Source organism: Paraclostridium dentum (assembly GCF_012922555.1).
Lineage (GTDB): Bacteria > Bacillota > Clostridia > Peptostreptococcales > Peptostreptococcaceae > Paraclostridium > Paraclostridium dentum.
In genome coordinates this window covers 808482-829792 of the sequence record NZ_WIPK01000001.1, presented here as the reverse complement: position 1 = coordinate 829792, position 21311 = coordinate 808482, and the positions used below count along the sequence as shown (strand labels likewise).

Below are 21311 nucleotides of genomic sequence, written 5' to 3'. Positions count from 1 at the left end.
ACTTGATATTAAACTTAGATTTTAACAGTGATAAGCCTATTTATATACAAATACGAGAAGAAGTTATAAAATCAATTGCAAATGGAGAATTAGAAATTTATGAGTCTCTTCCGTCTGTTAGAAGTTTGGCTGATGAAATTGGAATAAACCTGCACACTGTGAGTAAGGCATATAACCTTTTAAAGGATGAAGGATATATAAGTATTGATAGAAGAAAAGGTGCAGTGATTAATAATCTTCCTATAGATAAGGATATTAACAATTTCAATCAAATTAAAGATCAAATAGAACTTTTAGTAGCAGAGAGTTATTTAAAAGGGATAGATAAAAGCGAGTTTATAGACTTATGTGAAAATTATTTTGAAAAATATGGGGTGAAAAAATAATGGGAAATTTAGCAATTTTTATTGTGATGATTCCAACAATAGTAATCATTCATCTATTAATGCTTTATGTTCAGGCTTTAAGTGGTAAAAATTATTTTTATGGAGTATACGTTAAAAATATAGAGCTAGAAGAAATTGATAAAAAGAAAATTGACAGAAGTTATAAAAAGAAATTAAATATTACTTTAGTAGTATTAGTAATCCTTGCATTACTAGGCCATCAAGTATTTAATCTTAATGAGGATATAGCATTGACATTTATCTTAATATTGTATTTAATACTAGATTTTTATTATTTAAGATCTAGCTATATAGATGTAATTCACTTAAAAAGTAAATTATTGAATACATCTAATAGTCATAAGGATAAAGATGCAAATGCCAAAACTATGTCTATAGATACTAAATTTATAAGTGAAAAATCTAAAGTTAAGAATAAGTTTAAAATTTTATTTGGTATATGTATACTAATATCTTTAATAACATTTGCATATGTTGTATTTAATTATAATAGTCTACCGGAAACTATCCCAACTCATTGGGGAATAGAAGGTAAAGCAGATACATTTGCTCCAAAAACATTTAAAAATGTTTTTATGTTAAATATTTTAGATATAGCAATGGTTTTAATGTTTAGTTATTTAACAATTGAAACTATAGGATCTAGAAGCTATATAGATACCGAAAATAAAGAAGAGATTAGAAAAAAAGCTTTAAAATATTTAAGCAAAATGGGGTACGCATTTTGGATATTAACTTTAAGTATACAATTAACTATAATACCTATGCAATGGTCTCTAGTTAGTGGAGGTAACATACCAACGTTAATATTTTTTATAAGTATATTTTTACCTATGATATCTATAATTTATTTAATATATATTATGATAATGATATCTACATTGAAGTCTAAAAATAAAAATTCATATATAATAGAAAGTGATGATGAAAAATGGATTTATGGATTTATATATTATAACAAAGAAGACCCATCATTTATGGTTGAAAAAAGGATTGGTGCTGGTTGGACATTTAATATGGCAAATAAAAAAAGTCAGTGGCTTTGTGTATTATTAGTTTTATTAATTATAGTGAGTATTATTGGATTTTAAAATAAAGATAAAAGGACTACAAATTTATGTAGTCCTTTTATCTTTATTTATGTTATATAAATTAATAATAAACAAAAAACTTTAAGTTTAATTAAAGGTAAAGCGTATATAATTACTATATTGATATAAACTTAGGAGGACAATTAATGAGAATTTTATTGGTGGAAGATAATGTTATTTTGGCAGATACTATAAAAGAAGAATTATCAAATCAAAACAATTTTAATGTTGAAGTTTTTAATAACGGAGAAGAAGCTTTGTATAATATAGAGAGAAATATATATGATATTATAATTTTAGATATAATGTTACCTGATTTAAGCGGAATAGAAATATTAAAGTCATTAAGAAATCAAGGCGTTAAGACGCCAGTTATAATGCTAACAGCAAAAGAAGAGTTAGATGATAAAGTTGGAGCATTTTCAATAGGGGCAAATGACTATATAACAAAACCATTTTATATGGAGGAATTAATAGCTAGAGTTTACGCAATTCTTAGAACAACAGGAGCAATATCTAGCGAAAATATAGTAGAATTTAAGAGCTTAAAGATAAATTTAAATTCTAGAAAAGTATATATAGATGGAGAGGAAATAGAACTATACAAGAAACAATATGATATTTTGGAATACTTTTTAATGAATAAAGGTCAAGTTTTATTAAAAGAACAAATATATGATAGAATTTGGGGAATTGAATGTGATATTCCGCTGGAAATAGTAGAGGTTCATATAAGTGGTCTTAGAAAAAATTTAGCGTGTAAAGGATATAATAAATATATAAAAACGAAAAGAGGAATAGGATATATATTTGATGATGAATAAAAATATATTAAAAAATACAAGAAAAAGATTAATTACAATAAATATGATAGTTGTAGGTATCGTCTTTATAGTATTTGCTTTGTTTATATATAAGTTTTTTTATGATTTAACTTATAATGGAGTTGATAAAGACCTACAAATGCAAATGCAAAAAACTGAAAATGATTTAATACATGGTGAAAGAAATCCAATTCCTAATAGGGATGATATTCATATGATGTCAAAAGGAAGCTTAGTATATGTGTGGGAAAATGGGACAATCATTAAGTCATATCCATACGATATTACTAACTACATGAAACCATATGAAAAAAGTAAAAATTTAAAGGAAGGTATAATTTCTTATGAGTATGAAGGTTCAAGCTTCAGAGAGTTTAAAAAAGTCAGTGGGCCATATACTATTGAGATAATCAAACTAGTGGATATTGAAGAGGGACTTTTAGCTAAGCTTAGACATGTGCTTATAATTTCGGCAGTTATAGCTTGTGCAGTTATATTTATTGCAAGCAAATTTTTAACTAGAAAATCTTTAGAACCAATAGAGGAATCTTGGAAAACCCAGGCTTTATTTGTACAGGATGCTTCTCATGAATTAAGAACTCCACTTACCATAATTTTTTCTAAAATTGAAAGTATAATAAAAAGGCCAAGTAATAGCGTTGAAGATGAGATGAAAAATTTAACAATTGTTATGAAAGAAGTAAGACGTCTTAATAAATTAGTTTCTGACTTGCTAAAACTTACAAAAGAAGATGCTATCGTAACTATAAATAAATCTGAGGTTGATTTAAAATCTATGGTATATGATATAACTGAACAATATGAAGATATATGCGAATTACAACATAAAAAGCTGGAGTTTGAATATAAATCAAAAGACAAAATTATATTTAGTGATAAGGAGAAGTTAAAACAAATATTAATAATACTTATTGATAATGCTATAAAATACACAAATAATGAAGATATAATAAAAGTTACTATATATGATGAAAATACAAATATAATAATTGATGTATTAGATACTGGGATAGGTATTAAAAATGAAGATCTATCACAAATTTTTAATCGATTTTTTAGGGCTAGTTCTCAAAGAGAATCTAATAGAGATGGATCTGGTATAGGGTTATCAATTGCTAAAGTATTAGTATCTAATTTAAACGGGAAAATATCTGCTGTATCTAAATATGGAGAAGGAAGTACTTTTACTCTTTCCATTCCTAAAAAATAGAAACTGTATTCTAAGTATTACCAAAATGTAAGTTTATTTTTTGCTTACTATAAGGCTTTTATTTTTAAAAAAGTGTAAAATAAGAATATGAGTTTCGTTAGGAGGTATACATGAAAAATATATTAGAAGTAAAAAACATCGAAAAGTATTATGGAAATAAAGATACTATAAATAAAGCAATTGATAATATAAGCTTTAGTGTGAGTGAAGGTGAATTTATAGGTATAATGGGCCCTAGCGGAAGTGGTAAAACTACGCTTTTAAATTGCATATCTACAATCGACAATGTATCAAGTGGAAGCGTTATAATAAATGATCAAGATATTACAAAGCTAAAAACAAGAAAGCTAGATAAATTTAGACAGACAGAACTAGGATTTATATTTCAAGATTTTAACCTTTTAGATACATTAACAGCTTACGAAAATATAGCATTAGCGCTTACTATTAAGGGTGAAAAAACAGCTAATATAGATAGTAAAGTTAAAGAAGTTGCTAAATACCTTGAAATAAATAATGTTTTGGATAAGTATCCATATCAAATATCGGGTGGACAAAAACAAAGGGTTGCCTCTGCTAGAGCTATTGTAACAAATCCCTCATTAGTTTTAGCTGATGAGCCCACAGGGGCTTTAGATTCGAAAGCTGCCAGATTGTTACTTGAAAGATTTGAAAAATTAAACCAAGAATTCAACACTACTATTTTGATGGTTACCCATGACGCTTTTACAGCAAGCTATGCAAATAGAATATTGTTTATAAAAGATGGTGAAATCTTTAATGAAGTAATTCGTGGAAATGATAGCAGGAAAGTTTTTTTTAATAGGATAATAGATGTAATCACCTTGCTTGGAGGAGATGAAAATGTATTTTAAACTTGCGTTTGAAAATGTTAGGAAAAGTTTTAAAATTTATAGAATATACTTTTTAACTATGGTACTTGCTGTAAGTATATTTTATAGTTTTAACTCCATCGAATCACAACAAGCTATACTTGATTTAAGTAAATCTAAAGAAAGCTACATTGATTTACTAATTAATTCTATGGAAATTATCTCTATTTTTGTATCATTTATATTAGGTGGTTTGATACTATATGCTAACAATTTTTTAATAAAAAAAAGAAAAAAAGAATTGGGTATATACAGAACGTTAGGAATGAGTAATTTAAAAATTTCACAAGTAATAGTTGTAGAGACAATAATAGTAGGTGTACTTTCTTTAGTAGTGGGTCTATTAATAGGACTTGTATTAAGTCAAGGACTATCCGCTTTTGCATCTAAATTATTTGAAGTTGATATGAGTAAATACAAATTTATAATTTCTTCAAATGCTATTCAAAAGACTATAGTTTACTTTGGAATAATATTTTTAATAGTTATGATATTTAATGTTATCACAATTTCAAGATACAAAATAATAGATTTAGTTAATGCTAATAAGAAAGTTGAAAATATAAAATTTAAAAACCCTATTGTATACGTACTTACTTTTTTGATAAGTTCATGTCTTTTATTAACAAGTTACAAATCAGTTATTAATCTAGTACCAAATGAAATTACAAATTACATTGTTTTAAAGATTATAGGGTTTGGTATTTTAGGTACATTTTTATTTTTTTATAGCTTAGCTGGAGTATTTATATATATAACTAAAAAGAATAAAAAAATATATTTTAAAAATTTAAATATATTTATAATTAAACAATTAAATAGCAAAATTAACACTAATTTTTTATCTATTTCAGTTATATGCTTAATGCTGTTTTTAACTATAGTAATGCTTTCCACTGGTATAGGTTTTAAAAATGCTTCAGAAAGAATTTTAATTGAGTCTACTCCTTTTGATGTGAGCATATCTTTATATGGGGATGATTATGTAAAAACTGTGGAGGAGTCTTTAAATGCTGTTAATTTTAAGTTTGATGATAACGAAAAATATGTATATTTCGACATATATGACTCTGGAGTAAAATTAAAAAATTTAATTAATAAAAAAGATTTAGTTAATAAATATATTTTAAGTGACGAATTTGATTTTTATAATATAGATCTGATAAAGATTTCAGACTACAATAATATTAGAAAATTAAAAGGTGAAAATACTATATCATTAAAATCAAATGAGGTTATACTAAGCTCTAATAATAGAATGATTTTAGATATACTTAATAAAAATTTTGAAAAAAACAAAAAAATTAACTTATACAATAAGGAGTACAAAATTAAGAATGGAGAAATATTTGAAGAATCTCTTAAATCTTCACCCTATCTCAACAATATGTTGACATTAGTAGTTAATGATGATATAGTTGCAAATGCAAAAAGTAGGTCTTCTAATTTAAATGTAAAGTTTACTAAAAATAACGAAAAGTCAGAAAAGAAATACCAATCATTACTCGATTCATTTAAAGAAGGTAAAATAGACTATAATAAGGCTGGATTTTTAAATGGAGACACTAAACAGGAAATATACCTAAATAACAAAGGTTCAGTTACAATTGTATTATTTATAGAAATGTATTTAGGTATAATATTTTTAATTTCTAGCATGGCGATTTTAGCAATTCAACAACTATCAGAAGCTAGTGATAGTATAGAAAGATATAAAGCTATAGAGCGTTTAGGAGCTAATGAAAAGATGATTAATAAAACTATATTTATCCAGACGCTTATCTATTTTGGATTACCAATATCACTTGCGTTTATACACTCCATTATAGGTATAAAGGTTATATATACTTTTATTGAATCATTGTATAATCCAGATATTAAATATACGTTAATAAGTACAGCTATTATTTTTGTAGTGGTATATTTTGCATATTTTTACACTACATATATAGGATATAAGAATATAGTAAAAAATTCAAAATAAAACTAACTTGACTATCAGGTTAGTTTTTATTTTTGGATTTTTTTATACTATTAAATTTAAACGCAATTAGAAACTGATATAATTAAATTGAATATAGCTATTAAGGAGGAGAAATTTATGTTTGATTTAAATCGTAAAAATCTTATTAAAAAAATGAAAGAAGAATCTTTACTTATATTATTTGCAGGAGATGCTCCTTTTAGAAGTGCCGATCAACAATATAAATTTACACCAAATAGAAATTTTTATTATTTAACGGGAATAAATGACAAAAAAGTTATATTGACTATATTAAAAACAGAAACAGAAGTTATAGAAAATGTATATGTACAAAGAGAAGATGAACTTATGGCAAAGTGGGTAGGACGATCTATAAATAAAGATGAAGCTAGAAAGATAAGCAAGGTTAAAAATATAAAATACATTGATGAATTTGAAAGTACTATTTCATCCTATATTGATAGAAGAGGAATAAAAAACATATATTTTGATTTAGAAAGACAATCAATAGACATTCCATCAACAAAGGCTCAAGATATGGCAAATTTAATAAAAATTAAATATCCATATATAAAAATTAAAAATATATATTCTCAAATTGTTAGTTTGAGAATGATAAAAAATGAAGATGAAATAAAGACTATAAAAAAAGCCATATCTATAACTGAAGAAGGTATTATTTCTATGGCTAAAAATATAAAACCTAACATGAAAGAATATGAGGTAGAGTCATATTTTGACTTTGAAATAAAACGATTAGGAGCTTCTGCACATGCATTTAATACTATTTGTGCTGCGGGTAAAAATGCAACCGTTCTTCATTATGAAGATAATAATCAAGATTGCACAGATGGAGATTTAATTTTATTTGATTTAGGAGCAGAATACAATTATTATTGTTCAGATATTTCTAGAACAATACCTATTAATGGAAAGTTTACAGAACGCCAAAAGCAAATTTATTCAATTGTTTTAAATTGCATGAAAGAGGTCGAGAAAGCAGCTAAACCTGGAATTACGTTAAGAGATTTAAATGATATTGCAAAAAAATCTTTATCAAAGGGATGTATAGATATAGGACTTATATCAAAAGAAGAAGAAGTTGGAAAATATTACTTCCATTCAATTGGTCATTCATTAGGATTAGATACACATGATGTTTGGATAAGTGATTCAAAACTGGAGGTTGGATCTGTGATAACTAATGAGCCGGGACTTTATATAGAAGAAGAGGGGATTGGCATAAGACTAGAAGATGATTTATTAATTACTGATTTTGGGTGTACAAATCTATCAAAGGATATACCTATCGAAATAGAAGATATAGAAAATTTAATGAGATAAAAGTTTAAAAGGCTTTTTAATGTATTTATTAAATTATATAAGTGCATTTTAAAGTCTTTTTTATGCTTAGGTAAAGTGAGTTTTATGTTTTAAACAATAAATATCAGGGTATTTAATTTTGGTAATCGGTAATTATATAATCAAAGGAGAACAATTTATGAGAAAGATATTAAATGAATTTAGAGAATTTGCAGTTAAAGGAAATATAATAGATCTTGCTGTCGGGGTTGTTGTCGGAGGTGCATTTTCTAAAATAGTTACATCATTAGTAAATGATATTATAATGCCTGTGGTTGGAATGTTAACTGGAGGTATAAACTTTTCTGAATATAAAATTATATTAAAAGAAGCTGTTGGCAAATCTCCAGCTGTTACTTTAAACTTAGGGAATTTCATACAAACAACAGTTAACTTTATAATAATATCGTTTTGTATATTTATATTTATAAAGGGATTAATGAAACTAAAAAATGCAACTCTTAAGGAAGAACTTGCTATTGAAGAAGAAAAGGCTGAAAAAATTTCTGAAGAGGTTTTATTACTTAGAGATATAAAAGATTTATTACAAAATCAAAATTAATTTATAAAAAAGGATAAAGTTTAACTTTATCCTTTTTCTTTATAAATTTAAATTTATTTTTTGCATAAAATATGATATGATATTAATATTATTTTAGTATAAAACAATTTATAAAGTTATACAATTATAAAGGTTAAAGAGGTGGTGTAAAATGAGACAAGGGAGTTCAATAAGAAGGGCAAAATCGTTTATTTTAATATTTAGTGTAATCTATTCTATGTTTGAATCTAATATATTATATCTAACTCCAATAATAACAGTATTAATTCCATATCAGTTTATGAGAAATAAAGAGGTTACAGATCAATCAACATTAGAAAATCAAAAAACTTTAAGTAGATTATTACTGTTCAACTTTATATGTATTGAATTAGTAAGCTTAACTACTCAAAGTGGAAACTTTGTTACATTTAACATTAGCGTTACTATGTTAATTTACTTTGTTTATTTCAAGATGCTATCTTCTAATGAAAAAAAGGTTTTAGCATTTAAAAATAATCCTAAAGTTGTATATGATAAAATGAAATTAAAGATAGATACATTAGAGAATATATATCAAAAAGGATTAAATGAAATGGAAAGTACTGATGACGAGAAAGTAAAAAAATCAATGCAAGCTAAACTTGATAAGTTAAAAATAAAAATCAATGCATCTAAGCAACAATTGGATATGATAGAAAATATTATAGATTCTAGTGAAAATAATAAGTAATAAAAAAGGTGAACCTTTAAAGGTTCACCTTTTTTTAAACTTCAAATCCTAGGCATATTTCACATATAGCAGATATTATAAAATAAATACCTATTATATATGGAGTTGCAAATAGTGTTACTATAGGATTTACAAGAATTAATATTCCAAGAACTATAAGTAATACATTATATAAAGTATTTAAATTGAATCCAATTTTTCTTCTTTTTATTGATATTATTAGTAAGTATATACCTCTTACAACTGCCCAGATTCCATAAAATAATATTAAAGTTTCTGTAGTTGATATAGGTGATAACCATACTATTAATCCGAATAGTATATTTATAATTCCACTAAATACATAATATGCTTTTTCAGTAGTTTTAAAGGCTCTTATTATTGTAAATATTCCTGCTATAATTAGTAGTATTCCTGCCACAGTTGTAAAGCTAAAGAAAGACTCTATTGGATTTATAAAAAATAATATACCTATTATCCCAAATAGAATTCCCTCCAATATTAATGTTGTTTCTAATTTTCTTTTATTTTCCATATGTACCATCTCCTCGAACATACATATACCCTAAAAAAATATTAAACTAAACATACTAACTTAAAGTTAAATAATTCTGAAATTTTTCAAAATAATATATTTAAAGTTAAAATGAATAAGTTAAATTATATATATTCATTTTAAAAATAAAAAACATTTATTATTAGGTATTTTTACCAAAATAGATAAATGATATTGAATAATATAAATTTATTTATTTAAAATACATAAAATTTAATCTTAATAACAAAAATATAAAAATGACTATATCTAATTAGACATAGTCATTAACGAAAATAAAAATGATTATTTTTTATTTTTTGTAGAACATGATCCTTTTAAATAAGCTTCTGAAGAATTTTTCAAAGTTGAAGTCCATTGATTATTGTTTTCATTTTTTTGTTTAGATTCTGACTTATTTGTTAAATCATTTAAAGAATTTGCCCATTGATTATTAAATTCAGTTTTAGTTTTTTTAGACATTTTTAAATCTCCTTTGTTTTAAGTATGTAGTTATTTTAAGCTTAAAACATTAAATTTATTCTAAATAAAATTTTGTAGTCAAATAGAATTTTATATGAATTTATACTCTAATCTATTGACACTTAATACCATTTAATGCTTATATTAAAGATATAAGTTTATATATTATATTAGGAGGTAAAAATGAAAGTAAATTGGAACAGTAAATATACGACTATATCTGTGTATTCGTTTATAGTTATTTGCTGTAGTATTATTTTTTATCGCATTGCAAGTGATACAAGTGTGTTTATGGGCAAAATAAGCAGTATTATATCTACGCTTCAACCATTTATAATAGGAGCTGTTATAGCTTATCTATTAAATTTCATATTAGTATTTGTTGAAGAAAGAATGCTTAGTAAAAACAAATTAAATAAATTAAAGCCTAAAAGTAAGAGGGCTATAGGGCTTTTACTTACTTATATAGTAGCATTTATCTTATTAGCTTTATTCATTCAATTTGTATTACCTCAATTAGTAGAAAGCATGCTTGGACTTGTTAATGATATACCTACATATTTAACTAATTTATCAGATCTTTTAACTAAATATACAAAAGATTTGAATGTAGATAAGGAATATTTAGATATAGCAGTTACAAAACTTACTGATTTTATAAACTATTTTATAAGCGTTGCTGCGGGATTACTACCAGTGGTAGGACAAGCTTTAGGAATAGTAGCATCTAGTATATGGAATATAGTTCTTGGAGTTATAATATCTATTTATTTGCTTATAGATAAAGAAAAGTTTTGTGCATTAGGAAGAAAAGTAGTATGTGCAGTATTTAATGAAAAACATTCTAAACGAATATTACAGTTAGTTGATAGAAGTAATGATACATTTGGAAAATTCTTGAGCGGAAAAATAATAGATTCTGCAATAATAGGAGTGCTTACTTTTGTAGTACTTACTATATTCAAAATGCCATATGTACTACTTATATCAGTAATTATAGGTATAACAAATATAATACCATTTTTTGGGCCTTTCTTTGGGGCTATACCTGCAACCATAATAATTCTATTCGTATCACCAATAAAAGCATTATGGTTCATATTAATAATTATAGTTATTCAGCAATTAGATGGAAATATAATAGGACCTAAAATTTTAGGAGACTCTATAGGTATTTCAGCATTTTGGATTTTATTTTCATTATTAGTTGCAGGAAAGTTCCTAGGTTTAGTGGGAATGATTATAGGCGTTCCTTTATTTGCAATAATTTACTCAATTATTAAGGAATTAATAGAGGAAAAATTAGATAAAAAAGGTCTACCTGTTAATACAAACGACTATCTTAAAAAGTAAAAATAAAAAACTACCTAAATTTAAATTTAGGTAGTTTTTTTATTTTTATAATTTAGATTCAAACGTTTGTTGGGGAATAGTTTTTTTATAGAATCTTTATTACTTAATGTCTGATAGGTAATTAAATAAAACTATCTATTTAAGTTTAAAGTATGTGTGGTTTCGAATTTTACTTAATTTGAATAAAATAATAAATCTGATAAAATTAATATTATCGTAAAAATTTAAAATATAATTCGAAAAGGAGGTTTTATGAAAAAACAGATTTTACCTAAAACATTACTGTTTATATTTATATTTGCATTCATAAATATTTTTATTTCTATATTTGGAAAAGAAAATTCTTTAATAGGGGTTATAGTTATAACTATGTTGCTAATGCTGCTACAACGAAACTTAGCTATATCTCCAATTAAAAATACATTTAAATTGGTAGGAATCAATTTATTTTTAGGAATATTTTCTTTTTTAGCTGTTCAAAATATTTTTTTAGGAATTGTTTGTAATTTAGTAGCTATGTTTATAGTAGCATACCTATTTAGTTATAATTTAAGAAGTCATTTGGATGTAGCATTTGGATTGTTATACTTATTTATGATTGGAGCGCCTGTGAGCTTAGATCAACTACCTTTAAGACTAACATCCTTAGCTGCTGGGGCTTTAATCATAATGATTTCACAAATACTAGTTAATAAAAATAAATTAGAAAAAACTAGTGATAAAGTATTAATGGATTTAGGTATTTATATAGCCCAAAAAGCTGAATACTTAAAAAATCAAAATGACTATAGTGAATCTTTGGATTTAAAAATAAACAATTCAATGAGAAAAATAAAAACTATTATTTATGATAATAGAAAAAAAGGTTTCTTCTTGACTGGTAATGGATCTAATGTTTTTAATATAGTTTTTAATTTTGAAAGAATAAATACTATGCTAGATGATTATAGACAAGATACAAGTTTGTATAATAGTGAAGATTTATCAACAATTAGCTACGAATTAAATAATTTAAAGTCTTATTTAAATAAAGATATAAATCAAAGTGAAATAAATTTTAAAAATTCAATGATTACAGAGTTATATGAATTTTACGATGCAATGGAAAATATATCTTTTTATTTAAATGAATATACAAATAATAGCAGTGAAAAAAATATATATGACAATTTAGAGATTCCATATAATTTTAAAAAATCTTATATTTACAAAGATCATATAAGTGCTAAGTCTATGAAGTTTACTTATGCTACAAAAGTTGCTATAGGAATTGCATTGGGTGGATTTATAATGGACTATTTCAACTTAAAGGAAGGTCGATGGATATTATATACTATATTTTCTGTTATACAACCGTACACTGAAGATGGAATAATTAAAACTAAGAAAAGACTATTTGGAACTATTTTAGGGTGTATATCAGTATTTATACTGTTTTCAATATTTAAAGATCCGACTTTGAGAGCAATTATTATAATTTTTACTGGATATATAAGTGGTTATGCAAAAGAAATAGATTATAAATATGAAATGATATGTATTACAATATCAGCTATAGGTTCTGTTAGCATGCTTACTTCACCTGATGTATTTATTGTAAATAGGGTTACGTTTATTGCATTAGGTATTATTATAGCATTAATTATAAACAAATTAATATTACCATATAATGCAAACACTGCATATGAAGTACTGATAGATATGTATAGAAATGTAATTAAAGAAATGGAAACAGCAGTTCAACTATCTGTTGATGGTGATGGAAATCTTCATAAAGTAAAAAATCTTCTATTAATATCTAATTTACTAGAAGATAAGTTAGTATCTATGAATAATTTAGTAAATGATAAAAATCAATATGAAGTATTAAATAAAAAGAGATTATTAATTAATAGTATGTATTGCATATATTTAAAATTTAAAAGAAATAATGAAATGCCTATATACTACAATTTAGCACAGTTAGAAGAAGCTAAGGATTTAATAATAGAAGATATTGAAACTACAAATGATATAGATCATAAAGTAATATGTAAAAATCTACTTTATATAATTGAAAATTCAGATGTTATTAAAACATATGCATAAGCTAAAAAAAGAAATTAGTAAATCAGATGATTTACTAATTTCTTTTTTTACATTAATTTATTTCTTTTTGAATAATCTGTGTGTTTATCATTATTATAACTTAACTTTGCGCAAACACTTACTGTGTGTTTATTTCTGTAATGTTTTATTTCTAAATCACTAAACTGTGCATCATCTGCATTACTTCTTAAGTAATTTCTTACAACATCTTCAGCTGATTTTTCATTAACATCATCATATGTTTTAAAGTAAGCATTTTCGCCTATTTCAAGTGTTAAATCATAATTACCATTATCTAGTTTATTTCTCATTTCACTCATATTATCCATAGTTTACCTCCAAAATTAATATTGTCATCACAATTAAGTTTATCCAAAGTAAACTAATTTTATTAGGATTATAAAAGTTTTAGTATAGCTTGTTTAAAGTCATCTTCATTAAAGTTCCCATTGAAATTTATAGAGCCGAGTACTGTGCAGTAATTAGCTTCACCAGTTTTACTCCATAAAATTGAATGATTTAAAATATCCTTACAAACTTTGTCTAAATCAATGCCCATAGCTTCCATGCTAAAACGCATTTTATCAGGATATCTACAAGGGATATTATCTATATATGTACATCTTTCACAATATCTACAACGGCCACCATCTGATAAAAGTCCATTAAATATTTCCTCTAATGGTATAAGTAAATCAGATAACACTTTTCTTAGATATGGATGTACAGTTTCTATTGAATTGTTATCATCGACATCCATATACATTGCTAAAACCAAAGAGTACTCGTGATTTTTTGTGTAGTCAGTAAATTTTGGACTGTTTGGAGGACATGTATAACTTAAATTATAGTGAGGGCATCCATCTTTACAAAGGCCTGTGAAATAGTTAAAATCCATATAATTTTCTAAAGTTTTATTTTTACATATATTTGCTTTTAGTTTTATATCATTTCCATCTTTTTTAAAATTTAGTGTAATCATAGTAACACTCCTATATATATTTTTTTACTAATACTATAATATTATTATATCATCATATATCTTACAACATTGTTACAGTAAAAATATACAAAAAGTGTTATAATTATTTGTATGTTTTGTGATTTTATAGCAGTTGGAGGTGTCTTTTGAGGAGAAAATTGTTTATATTAAGTGGGATTGCATTATTAGTTGTTTTATCTTTTGTTTGGTATGTAAAGGTATTTAATTTAAAAGAGATTAATAAAAACGAAATAGATGTAAATCAATTTATAAAATGTAGTGACGAAGTGAGTAGTTCGAAAGCTCAAGTTAATTGGCAGTATGTAGCAAGTATAATAGGTGTACAAAATAAAAATAATTTTAAAGATGTGAGTAATGATGAAATAAAAAATGTTGCTAATTTATTCATAATTAAAGATGGAGAAAAATACAAAGTTTTAAATTTAGATGATGTTTTAAAGAAGCTTGAATTTAGTTCTAAAGAAGTTAAGAGAACTCATGATTATATAAATGATTTAAAATATTTTGGTTTAAAGCCATCTAGATTAAATCCAGATGGAAAATATATGACATTTATAGACTCTGTAAAAAATAGTTCTATCTATAATTATAATAAGTACAAGATTTTACCATCTATTACTATAGCTCAATCTATACTTGAGTCTAATTGGGGTAAATCTGAACTATCTTCTAAGTATAATAATTTATTTGGAATAAAAGCAAACAATTCATGGAAAGGTAAATATGTTAATATAGAGACTAGTGAATATTACGATCAAGTAATCACAGATAAATTTAGGGTTTATAAAACAAAATCAGAATCTATACAAGACCATGCTAAATTTTTAAGTGAAAACCCTAGATATAAAGAAGTTTTTACTAAAGCTACTTATAAAGAACAGGCAGAAGAACTTCAAAATGCTGGATATAGTACTGTTTCAGATGAAAGTGGAAATTTAACATATAAAAACTTATTAATAGAGATAATTCAACAATACAACTTACAATTAATCGATAGTTATGTTCAAGAAATAAGAGAATAGAACAAATGTTCTATTCTCTTATTTCTTTTTGTATGTGTTTTTATTTATAAGTTCTTCTCTAATGATATTTCCTTCTTCATCTAAATATACTCTGTAAGTATCTACCTTAACTTTATCTTCTTCATAATTGCTTTTTGTTATAAGGTAAAGTCTTTCTCTGTCTTTATCACATCCATAAATTTTAGATGTAATAACTCCTTTATTTACTGTATTTTTAATATACACAGGATGCATAAGCGGATTTTCAAATTTAAAATCTGTATATCCATAAGATACTGCAGCATCCCGACCTGCAGGTGCATATTTTGATACAAATGTATGATTATGAACTTCTGATATATTCATTCCTGAAAGTAATGCAGCATTATATATTGTGGTAGATACTTGGCATACTCCACCACCTTCGCCATTTACATACTTGCCACCAACTATAACCTTAGCTGTTTTATATCCGTTATGCCATGTTCTAGCGCCTGTAGCATTATTATATGAAAACTCTTTATGAGGCATTATCAATTTATCACTCGTACTACTTGCTGCAACATTTATATTGTTCCCTCTAGAAGTCGTATAGTTAAAAGTAGTACTGAATTGACCTAGTACTGTATTTATAGAATTAACATTTTCTGTGGTTACTTTAGGATCAACAGTATTTACTGGAATTTTTAAATCTTTTATGTTCTTACTTGTTATCATATTATATATGGATTCTTTTAACTTAACCTTATCAACTTTCTTACCATGCTTAGATTCAGTTCTTTTAATAGAACCATCATCGTTTATAGCTATAGTAGCATTAACTTCTTTTATATCTATTTCTTTGCAGATATCATTAATTAGTTTGCTTAATTTAACTTCATCATAGGTACCAATTAATTTTATACTGTATTTGTCTTTAAATCTTAAATTTGATTTTCTTTTTAGATTTACTAATATATCCTCATTTCTAGTAAAAAAATAAGCTTCTTTAATTGCTTTATCTTTATTGAATTTTAAATTTATATCTGATGGATTTATAATGTAAGTCTTATCTTCATAGGTCAATTTAATTGGCTTTTCTTTATATTTAGATTCAACTAAATTTAGCGCTTCGTCAAATGTTAAGTATGAAATATCAATATCTTCTACGTATATATTTTTATATATTTTAGATGAAGTATCAATTTCTGATTTATTAACGCCTATTCCAAGCAATAAACAGGATATAAATATTATAATAATTAAATATTGATATTTGGATTTCATATTTTAAAAACTCCTTTATTATTATTCATATATATATTGTCCTTAAATGAATATTTGTATGTTTAAGTTTTTTAATTTGTCAAATTATGATATAATAAAATTTTGATGAACGTTAAAAATAAAGATATATAAATATAGGAGGCTACTTATGGCAAATACTTTTTATATAGTAAGACATGGACAAACTAATTGGAATATATTAGGTAAAACGCAAGGGCATGGAAATTCAGATTTAACAAAGAAAGGAATAGAACAAGCTACTGAGCTTGCTGATAGTTTAGCTAAAAATCATAAAATAGACTATATATTTTCAAGCGACTTAGGTAGAGCTGTTCAAACTGCTAATATACTTGGAGACAGTTTAGGAATAAGCGTTTGTGAAACGCCAGCTCTTAGAGAAATGGGGTTTGGTAAATGGGAAGGTTTATTAATAGATGAAATAAAGATGAATTATGCAGATATATATAATACATGGAGAAATGAACCACATTTAGTTGAAATTCCTGAAGGAGAAACTTTACATATAATAAAAGATAGAGTAGATAATTTTATAAATGAACTTAATAAGAAATATGATAATAAACACATATTACTTGTAACTCACTCTGTAACTGTTAGGGTTATGCTTTTATCTTTCTTAAATTCAGGTATGGAAAATATATATAGAATTAAGCAAGACAATACTGCTTTAAATATAGTTGAATACAGAAATTATGGACCAGTTATAATAAAAATGAATGACACTACTCACATCAAAAACAATGAAAAAATAAACAACTCAGCACTTGAGTAAGGAGATATAAATATGGCAAAAGTTATAGTTGTTGGAGGTGGCCCGGCTGGCATAATGGCCGCAATATCAGCTTCAAAACAAAATGAAGTAATTTTAATAGAAAAAAACAATGAAATAGGAAAAAAGCTTAAACTTACAGGTGGCGGAAGATGTAACATAACTAACAATAGAAATATAGAAGATTTTTTTGACAAGGTAGTTAATAACAAAAAGTTCTTATATAGTTCTTTTTACACATTTTCAAACTACGACCTATTAGAATATTTTAAAGAGAATAATTTAGAGTACAAGGTTGAATATGATGAAAAAGTATATACTAAGTCAGATAAGGCAGATGATGTTATAAATGTACTATTAAGCAACCTTTCAAAAAATAATGTTGAAATAATGTATAATACAACTGTTTGCGACTTAGTTATAGAGAATGATGAAGCTAAAGGAGTTGTAACTAATAAAGGAGAAAAAATTAGTTGCGATAAATTAATTGTAACTACTGGTGGTAAAAGTTATCCAGTGACAGGTTCTGATGGGTCTATGTTTGAAATTTTAAAAAAATATGGACATGAAATAAAACCTCTATATCCAGCATTAATCCCTTTAGTTACACAAGAGAGTTTCGTGAAAAATTTACAAGGTGTAGCTATGAAAGAGGTTTGCATAAGTACTAAAATTAAAAAGAAAAAAATCGAAACTCAAGGTGACATGATATTTACACACTTTGGAATATCAGGACCTGCAGTACTAAAATTTTCTTCATATATAAATAAAGCACTTGATAATAATCCTATTGAAATTATAATAGACTTTTTACAAAAAACTTCAAGTGATGAATTATCAAAGATAATAAGAGAAAATCCAAATAAAAATATACTAACAAACTTAAAAAGCATATTACCACAAAACTTTTTAAAAGAAATTTTAACTTTACTTAATTTAAGTGATAAAAAACCTAATGAATTAAAAAAAGAAGATGAATTAAAAATTATTGAATATATAAAGTGTATGAAATTAACTGTTTCTGAGATGTTAACAATTAAAGCTGCTATGGTAACTAGTGGCGGAGTTAGTGTAAAGGAAATAAATTCATCTAATTTAGAATCTAAAATAATTAAAAATTTATTCTTTGCTGGAGAGGTTATAGATGTAGATGCCGAAACTGGCGGATATAATCTTCAAATAGCTTTTTCAACAGGATATTTAGCAGGAAGTGATTATTAATGAAAGTATTAGCAGTTAGAGGAGCGACAACAGTTAATCAAAACTCCATAGAAGAAATATTAAATGAAACTAAAGTACTAATAGAAAACATAATAAAAGAAAATGACATATTAGAAGAGGATATTATAAGTATGGTCTTTACAATGACTAGTGATTTAGATGCGGTATATCCCTCTGTAGCTGTAAGAGATTTATTAAATATTTGTGATACACCTTTACTTAATTTTGAAGAAAAGTATATTCAAGGTAGTCTCAGAAAATGTATTAGAGTTATGGTAAATACAAATAGTGAAAAGTCAAAGTCTGAGATTAAACATATATATCTAAATAATGCTAAAAGTTTAAGACCAGACATAGTTGAATAGGAGTGAATAATATGAAAAATTTAGTAATAGCAGTAGATGGACCAGCAGGTGCAGGGAAAAGTACAATAGCAAAAATAGTAGCTGATAAAATGAATATAAATTATATAGATACAGGCGCAATGTATAGAGCTATAACATATAAAGTACTTCAAAGTGGAATAGATATTAATAATGAAAATGAAGTAATTGAAATTGCAAAAAAAAGTGATATAGATTTTAAAGATAATAATATCTATCTTGACGGAAAGATTTTAAAAGAGGAAATTAGAACTCCTGAAGTTAGCCATAACGTATCTAATGTAGCACAAATAAAAGATGTTAGACATTTAATGGTGGATGTTCAAAGAGACATTGGCAATAAAAGCTCTGTTATCTTAGATGGAAGAGATATCGGATCATATGTTTTCCCAAATGCTGACTATAAGTTCTTCTTAGTTGCTTCTTCAAAAGAAAGAGGAGAAAGAAGATATAAAGAACTTATAAAAAAAGGATATAATACTACTTTAGAAGAAGTTATTAATGATGTAATAAGAAGAGACGAAATTGATTCTAATAGAGAATTCGCACCTTTAGTTAAAGCTAACGATGCAATTGAAATTGATACTACAGGAAAAAGTATAGATAAAGTAGTTGAATCAGTTATAGATAAAATAAAGTAAGTCAAATTGAAGGGAGATTAATGTGAAATTTTATAACTTTGTAACAGGCATTTTAAATGTATTCTCACGCGTGTTTTTTAAATTTAGAGTTGAAGGAATTGAAAATATACCTCAAGAAGGTTCTATAATAATTGCCGCAAATCATAAGTCGAATTTAGATCCGATATTTTTAGCTGCATGTATGCACAAAAATAGACCTATTACAGCTGTTGCTAAAAAAGAATTGTTTAAAATAAAACCTTTAGGATATATATTAAATAAAATAAATGTTATTCCTGTAGATAGAGAAAATCCAACTGCATCTACAGTAAAAAGTATTTTAAAAATTCTTAGAAATGATGGATGTATAGGAATGTTTCCTGAAGGTACTAGAAGTAAGGATGTTGGTTTTTTAGAAGCTAAGGCAGGTCTAGGAATGTTTGCTGTAAAAGGAAAATCTTTAGTAATACCTATGTCTATAATAACTAACTATAGACTATTTAATAGAGTTACAATATACATAGATAAACCTATCTCATTTGAAGATTATTATAAAGAAAAGTTAACAAGTGACGATTACCAAAGATTATCTCAAAATGTACTAGATGTAATAAAAGAAAATTATTATAAGAATGCAAAATAGGGGGATCAATATGGAAGTTAAAATAGCAAAAAACGCTGGATTTTGCTTTGGAGTTAAGAGAGCTATGAAGATGGCTTGGGATGAACTTCAAAAAAGCGAAGACGGTATATATGCTCTTGGTCCATTAATTCATAATAAACAAGCGGTTTTAAAATATGAAGAAAATGGATTAAAAACTATTGATGAAGTAAGCGAAGTTCCTACATCAAAGAGCATGATCATTAGAAGTCATGGTGTAGGTGAGATTGTATATACAGAGTCAAAAGAAAAAGGTCTTAATGTAATTGATACAACTTGCCCTTTTGTAAAAAAAATTCATGAGGTAGCTAAAAAACATTATTCTCAAGGATTTGATATAATTGTTATAGGAGATGCAAAACATCCTGAAGTTATAGGAATTAACGGATGGTGCAATAATGAAGCTATAATAATTAAAACTTTAGAAGACTTAGAAAGTACAAACTTAGATAAAAATAAAAAATATTGTGTAGTTGCTCAAACTACAATTAATATTGATTTATACAATAAAATATTAGAAGCTTTATCTAATAAACTTGATAATGTAATATTCAATAATACTATATGCTCTGCTACTAAAGTTAGACAAGAGGCTGCTAAAGAAATATCAGCAGATGTTGACATGATGGTAGTAGTTGGAGGTAAACATAGTTCTAATACTCAAAAACTAGTTCAAATATGCCAGGAATATGTTCCTACATTAGCTATAGAAACAGTAAATGAATTGAATCCAGAAGATTTTAAAGGATTTAACAAAGTGGGATTAACAGCAGGAGCATCTACTCCTGATTGGATAATTGAAGAAGTTATAAGTTATATTGAATCTTTATAAAAAGTTTGT

At 25.5% G+C, this 21311-nt stretch carries 23 protein-coding genes; 18 read left to right on the top strand and 5 right to left on the bottom strand.

What is annotated here, in order from left to right; translation table 11 throughout:
* Positions 1-2: 2 nt before the first annotated feature.
* The 9 genes from GFJ41_RS03955 (at position 3) to GFJ41_RS03915 (ending at position 9066) form a co-directional block, all read left to right on the top strand.
* Positions 3-386, top strand: coding sequence for a GntR family transcriptional regulator (locus GFJ41_RS03955; protein WP_021431269.1), 384 nt, complete (start codon positions 3-5; stop codon positions 384-386).
* Positions 386-1498 (top strand): DUF1648 domain-containing protein, encoded by a 1113-nt coding sequence (locus tag GFJ41_RS03950; protein WP_170074669.1) that lies wholly within the window; start codon positions 386-388, stop codon positions 1496-1498. Before GFJ41_RS03955 ends, GFJ41_RS03950 begins: the two co-directional genes overlap by 1 nt.
* A gap of 146 nt (positions 1499-1644) precedes the next feature.
* Positions 1645-2322: a response regulator transcription factor gene (locus tag GFJ41_RS03945; protein WP_170074668.1), complete on the top strand. Its 678-nt coding sequence runs from the start codon at positions 1645-1647 to the stop codon at positions 2320-2322.
* The gene (locus tag GFJ41_RS03940; protein ID WP_206001494.1) at positions 2312-3553 is read left to right on the top strand and encodes a sensor histidine kinase; all 1242 of its coding nucleotides are present in this window, start codon (positions 2312-2314) and stop codon (positions 3551-3553) included. Before GFJ41_RS03945 ends, GFJ41_RS03940 begins: the two co-directional genes overlap by 11 nt.
* A 110-nt stretch (positions 3554-3663) precedes the next feature.
* Entirely contained in the window at positions 3664-4428 is a 765-nt protein-coding gene (locus GFJ41_RS03935; RefSeq protein ID WP_170074666.1) for an ABC transporter ATP-binding protein, read from the top strand.
* Positions 4418-6430 (top strand): FtsX-like permease family protein, encoded by a 2013-nt coding sequence (locus GFJ41_RS03930; RefSeq protein ID WP_170074665.1) that lies wholly within the window; start codon positions 4418-4420, stop codon positions 6428-6430. Before GFJ41_RS03935 ends, GFJ41_RS03930 begins: the two co-directional genes overlap by 11 nt.
* A 117-nt stretch (positions 6431-6547) precedes the next feature.
* Positions 6548-7774 carry an aminopeptidase P family protein gene (locus GFJ41_RS03925; protein ID WP_035116155.1) on the top strand — a complete coding sequence of 409 codons (1227 nt, stop codon included), beginning with the start codon at positions 6548-6550 and terminating at the stop codon, positions 7772-7774.
* 157 nt (positions 7775-7931) lie between these two features.
* Positions 7932-8354, top strand: a complete 423-nt coding sequence (gene mscL / locus GFJ41_RS03920; protein WP_035116157.1) for a large-conductance mechanosensitive channel protein MscL — start codon at positions 7932-7934, stop codon at positions 8352-8354.
* 151 nt (positions 8355-8505) lie between these two features.
* On the top strand, positions 8506-9066 hold the full coding sequence (locus GFJ41_RS03915) for a hypothetical protein (protein ID WP_035116159.1): 561 nt from the start codon (positions 8506-8508) through the stop codon (positions 9064-9066).
* 34 nt (positions 9067-9100) lie between these two features.
* Here GFJ41_RS03915 and GFJ41_RS03910 read toward each other — a convergent pair whose 3' ends face one another.
* Positions 9101-9601, bottom strand: coding sequence for an HdeD family acid-resistance protein (locus tag GFJ41_RS03910; protein ID WP_021431260.1), 501 nt, complete (start codon positions 9599-9601; stop codon positions 9101-9103).
* 306 nt (positions 9602-9907) lie between these two features.
* A complete protein-coding gene (locus tag GFJ41_RS03905; RefSeq protein WP_170074664.1) occupies positions 9908-10084 on the bottom strand; it encodes a hypothetical protein in 177 nt (58 codons plus the stop codon).
* Positions 10085-10267: 183 nt separating this feature from the next.
* Between GFJ41_RS03905 and GFJ41_RS03900 the strand changes: the two genes are divergently transcribed.
* Both GFJ41_RS03900 and GFJ41_RS03895 read left to right on the top strand, forming a co-directional pair.
* Positions 10268-11437, top strand: coding sequence for an AI-2E family transporter (locus GFJ41_RS03900; protein ID WP_035116162.1), 1170 nt, complete (start codon positions 10268-10270; stop codon positions 11435-11437).
* Between the two features lie 252 nt (positions 11438-11689).
* A complete protein-coding gene (locus GFJ41_RS03895) occupies positions 11690-13525 on the top strand; it encodes an FUSC family protein (RefSeq protein ID WP_170074663.1) in 1836 nt (611 codons plus the stop codon).
* 47 nt (positions 13526-13572) lie between these two features.
* Here the strand turns inward: GFJ41_RS03895 and GFJ41_RS03890 are convergent, their stop codons facing one another.
* Positions 13573-13854, bottom strand: a complete 282-nt coding sequence (locus tag GFJ41_RS03890; RefSeq protein WP_035116166.1) for a hypothetical protein — start codon at positions 13852-13854, stop codon at positions 13573-13575.
* A gap of 68 nt (positions 13855-13922) precedes the next feature.
* Positions 13923-14507 (bottom strand): DUF2284 domain-containing protein, encoded by a 585-nt coding sequence (locus GFJ41_RS03885; protein WP_035116168.1) that lies wholly within the window; start codon positions 14505-14507, stop codon positions 13923-13925.
* 146 nt (positions 14508-14653) lie between these two features.
* Between GFJ41_RS03885 and GFJ41_RS03880 the strand changes: the two genes are divergently transcribed.
* The gene (locus GFJ41_RS03880) at positions 14654-15550 is read left to right on the top strand and encodes a glycoside hydrolase family 73 protein (RefSeq protein WP_035116171.1); all 897 of its coding nucleotides are present in this window, start codon (positions 14654-14656) and stop codon (positions 15548-15550) included.
* Positions 15551-15568: 18 nt separating this feature from the next.
* Here GFJ41_RS03880 and GFJ41_RS03875 read toward each other — a convergent pair whose 3' ends face one another.
* Entirely contained in the window at positions 15569-16795 is a 1227-nt protein-coding gene (locus tag GFJ41_RS03875; RefSeq protein WP_035116172.1) for a VanW family protein, read from the bottom strand.
* A gap of 148 nt (positions 16796-16943) precedes the next feature.
* On the opposite strand from GFJ41_RS03875, the gene GFJ41_RS03870 reads away from it, so the two are divergent.
* Genes GFJ41_RS03870 through GFJ41_RS03845 form a run of 6 tightly spaced genes read left to right on the top strand, consistent with a single transcriptional unit; the run spans position 16944 to position 21302 of the window.
* On the top strand, positions 16944-17588 hold the full coding sequence (locus GFJ41_RS03870; RefSeq protein WP_035116174.1) for a histidine phosphatase family protein: 645 nt from the start codon (positions 16944-16946) through the stop codon (positions 17586-17588).
* Between the two features lie 12 nt (positions 17589-17600).
* A complete protein-coding gene (locus GFJ41_RS03865; protein ID WP_170074662.1) occupies positions 17601-18806 on the top strand; it encodes a BaiN/RdsA family NAD(P)/FAD-dependent oxidoreductase in 1206 nt (401 codons plus the stop codon).
* Positions 18806-19171, top strand: a complete 366-nt coding sequence (gene aroH / locus GFJ41_RS03860; protein ID WP_035116179.1) for a chorismate mutase — start codon at positions 18806-18808, stop codon at positions 19169-19171. The genes GFJ41_RS03865 and aroH overlap by 1 nt, the downstream gene beginning before the upstream one ends.
* Before the next feature lie 11 nt (positions 19172-19182).
* Positions 19183-19830 carry a (d)CMP kinase gene (gene cmk / locus GFJ41_RS03855; protein WP_025161907.1) on the top strand — a complete coding sequence of 216 codons (648 nt, stop codon included), beginning with the start codon at positions 19183-19185 and terminating at the stop codon, positions 19828-19830.
* Between the two features lie 22 nt (positions 19831-19852).
* Positions 19853-20452, top strand: coding sequence for a lysophospholipid acyltransferase family protein (locus GFJ41_RS03850; RefSeq protein ID WP_035116183.1), 600 nt, complete (start codon positions 19853-19855; stop codon positions 20450-20452).
* A gap of 10 nt (positions 20453-20462) precedes the next feature.
* A complete protein-coding gene (locus GFJ41_RS03845; protein ID WP_035116199.1) occupies positions 20463-21302 on the top strand; it encodes a 4-hydroxy-3-methylbut-2-enyl diphosphate reductase in 840 nt (279 codons plus the stop codon).
* Positions 21303-21311 lie beyond the last annotated feature (9 nt).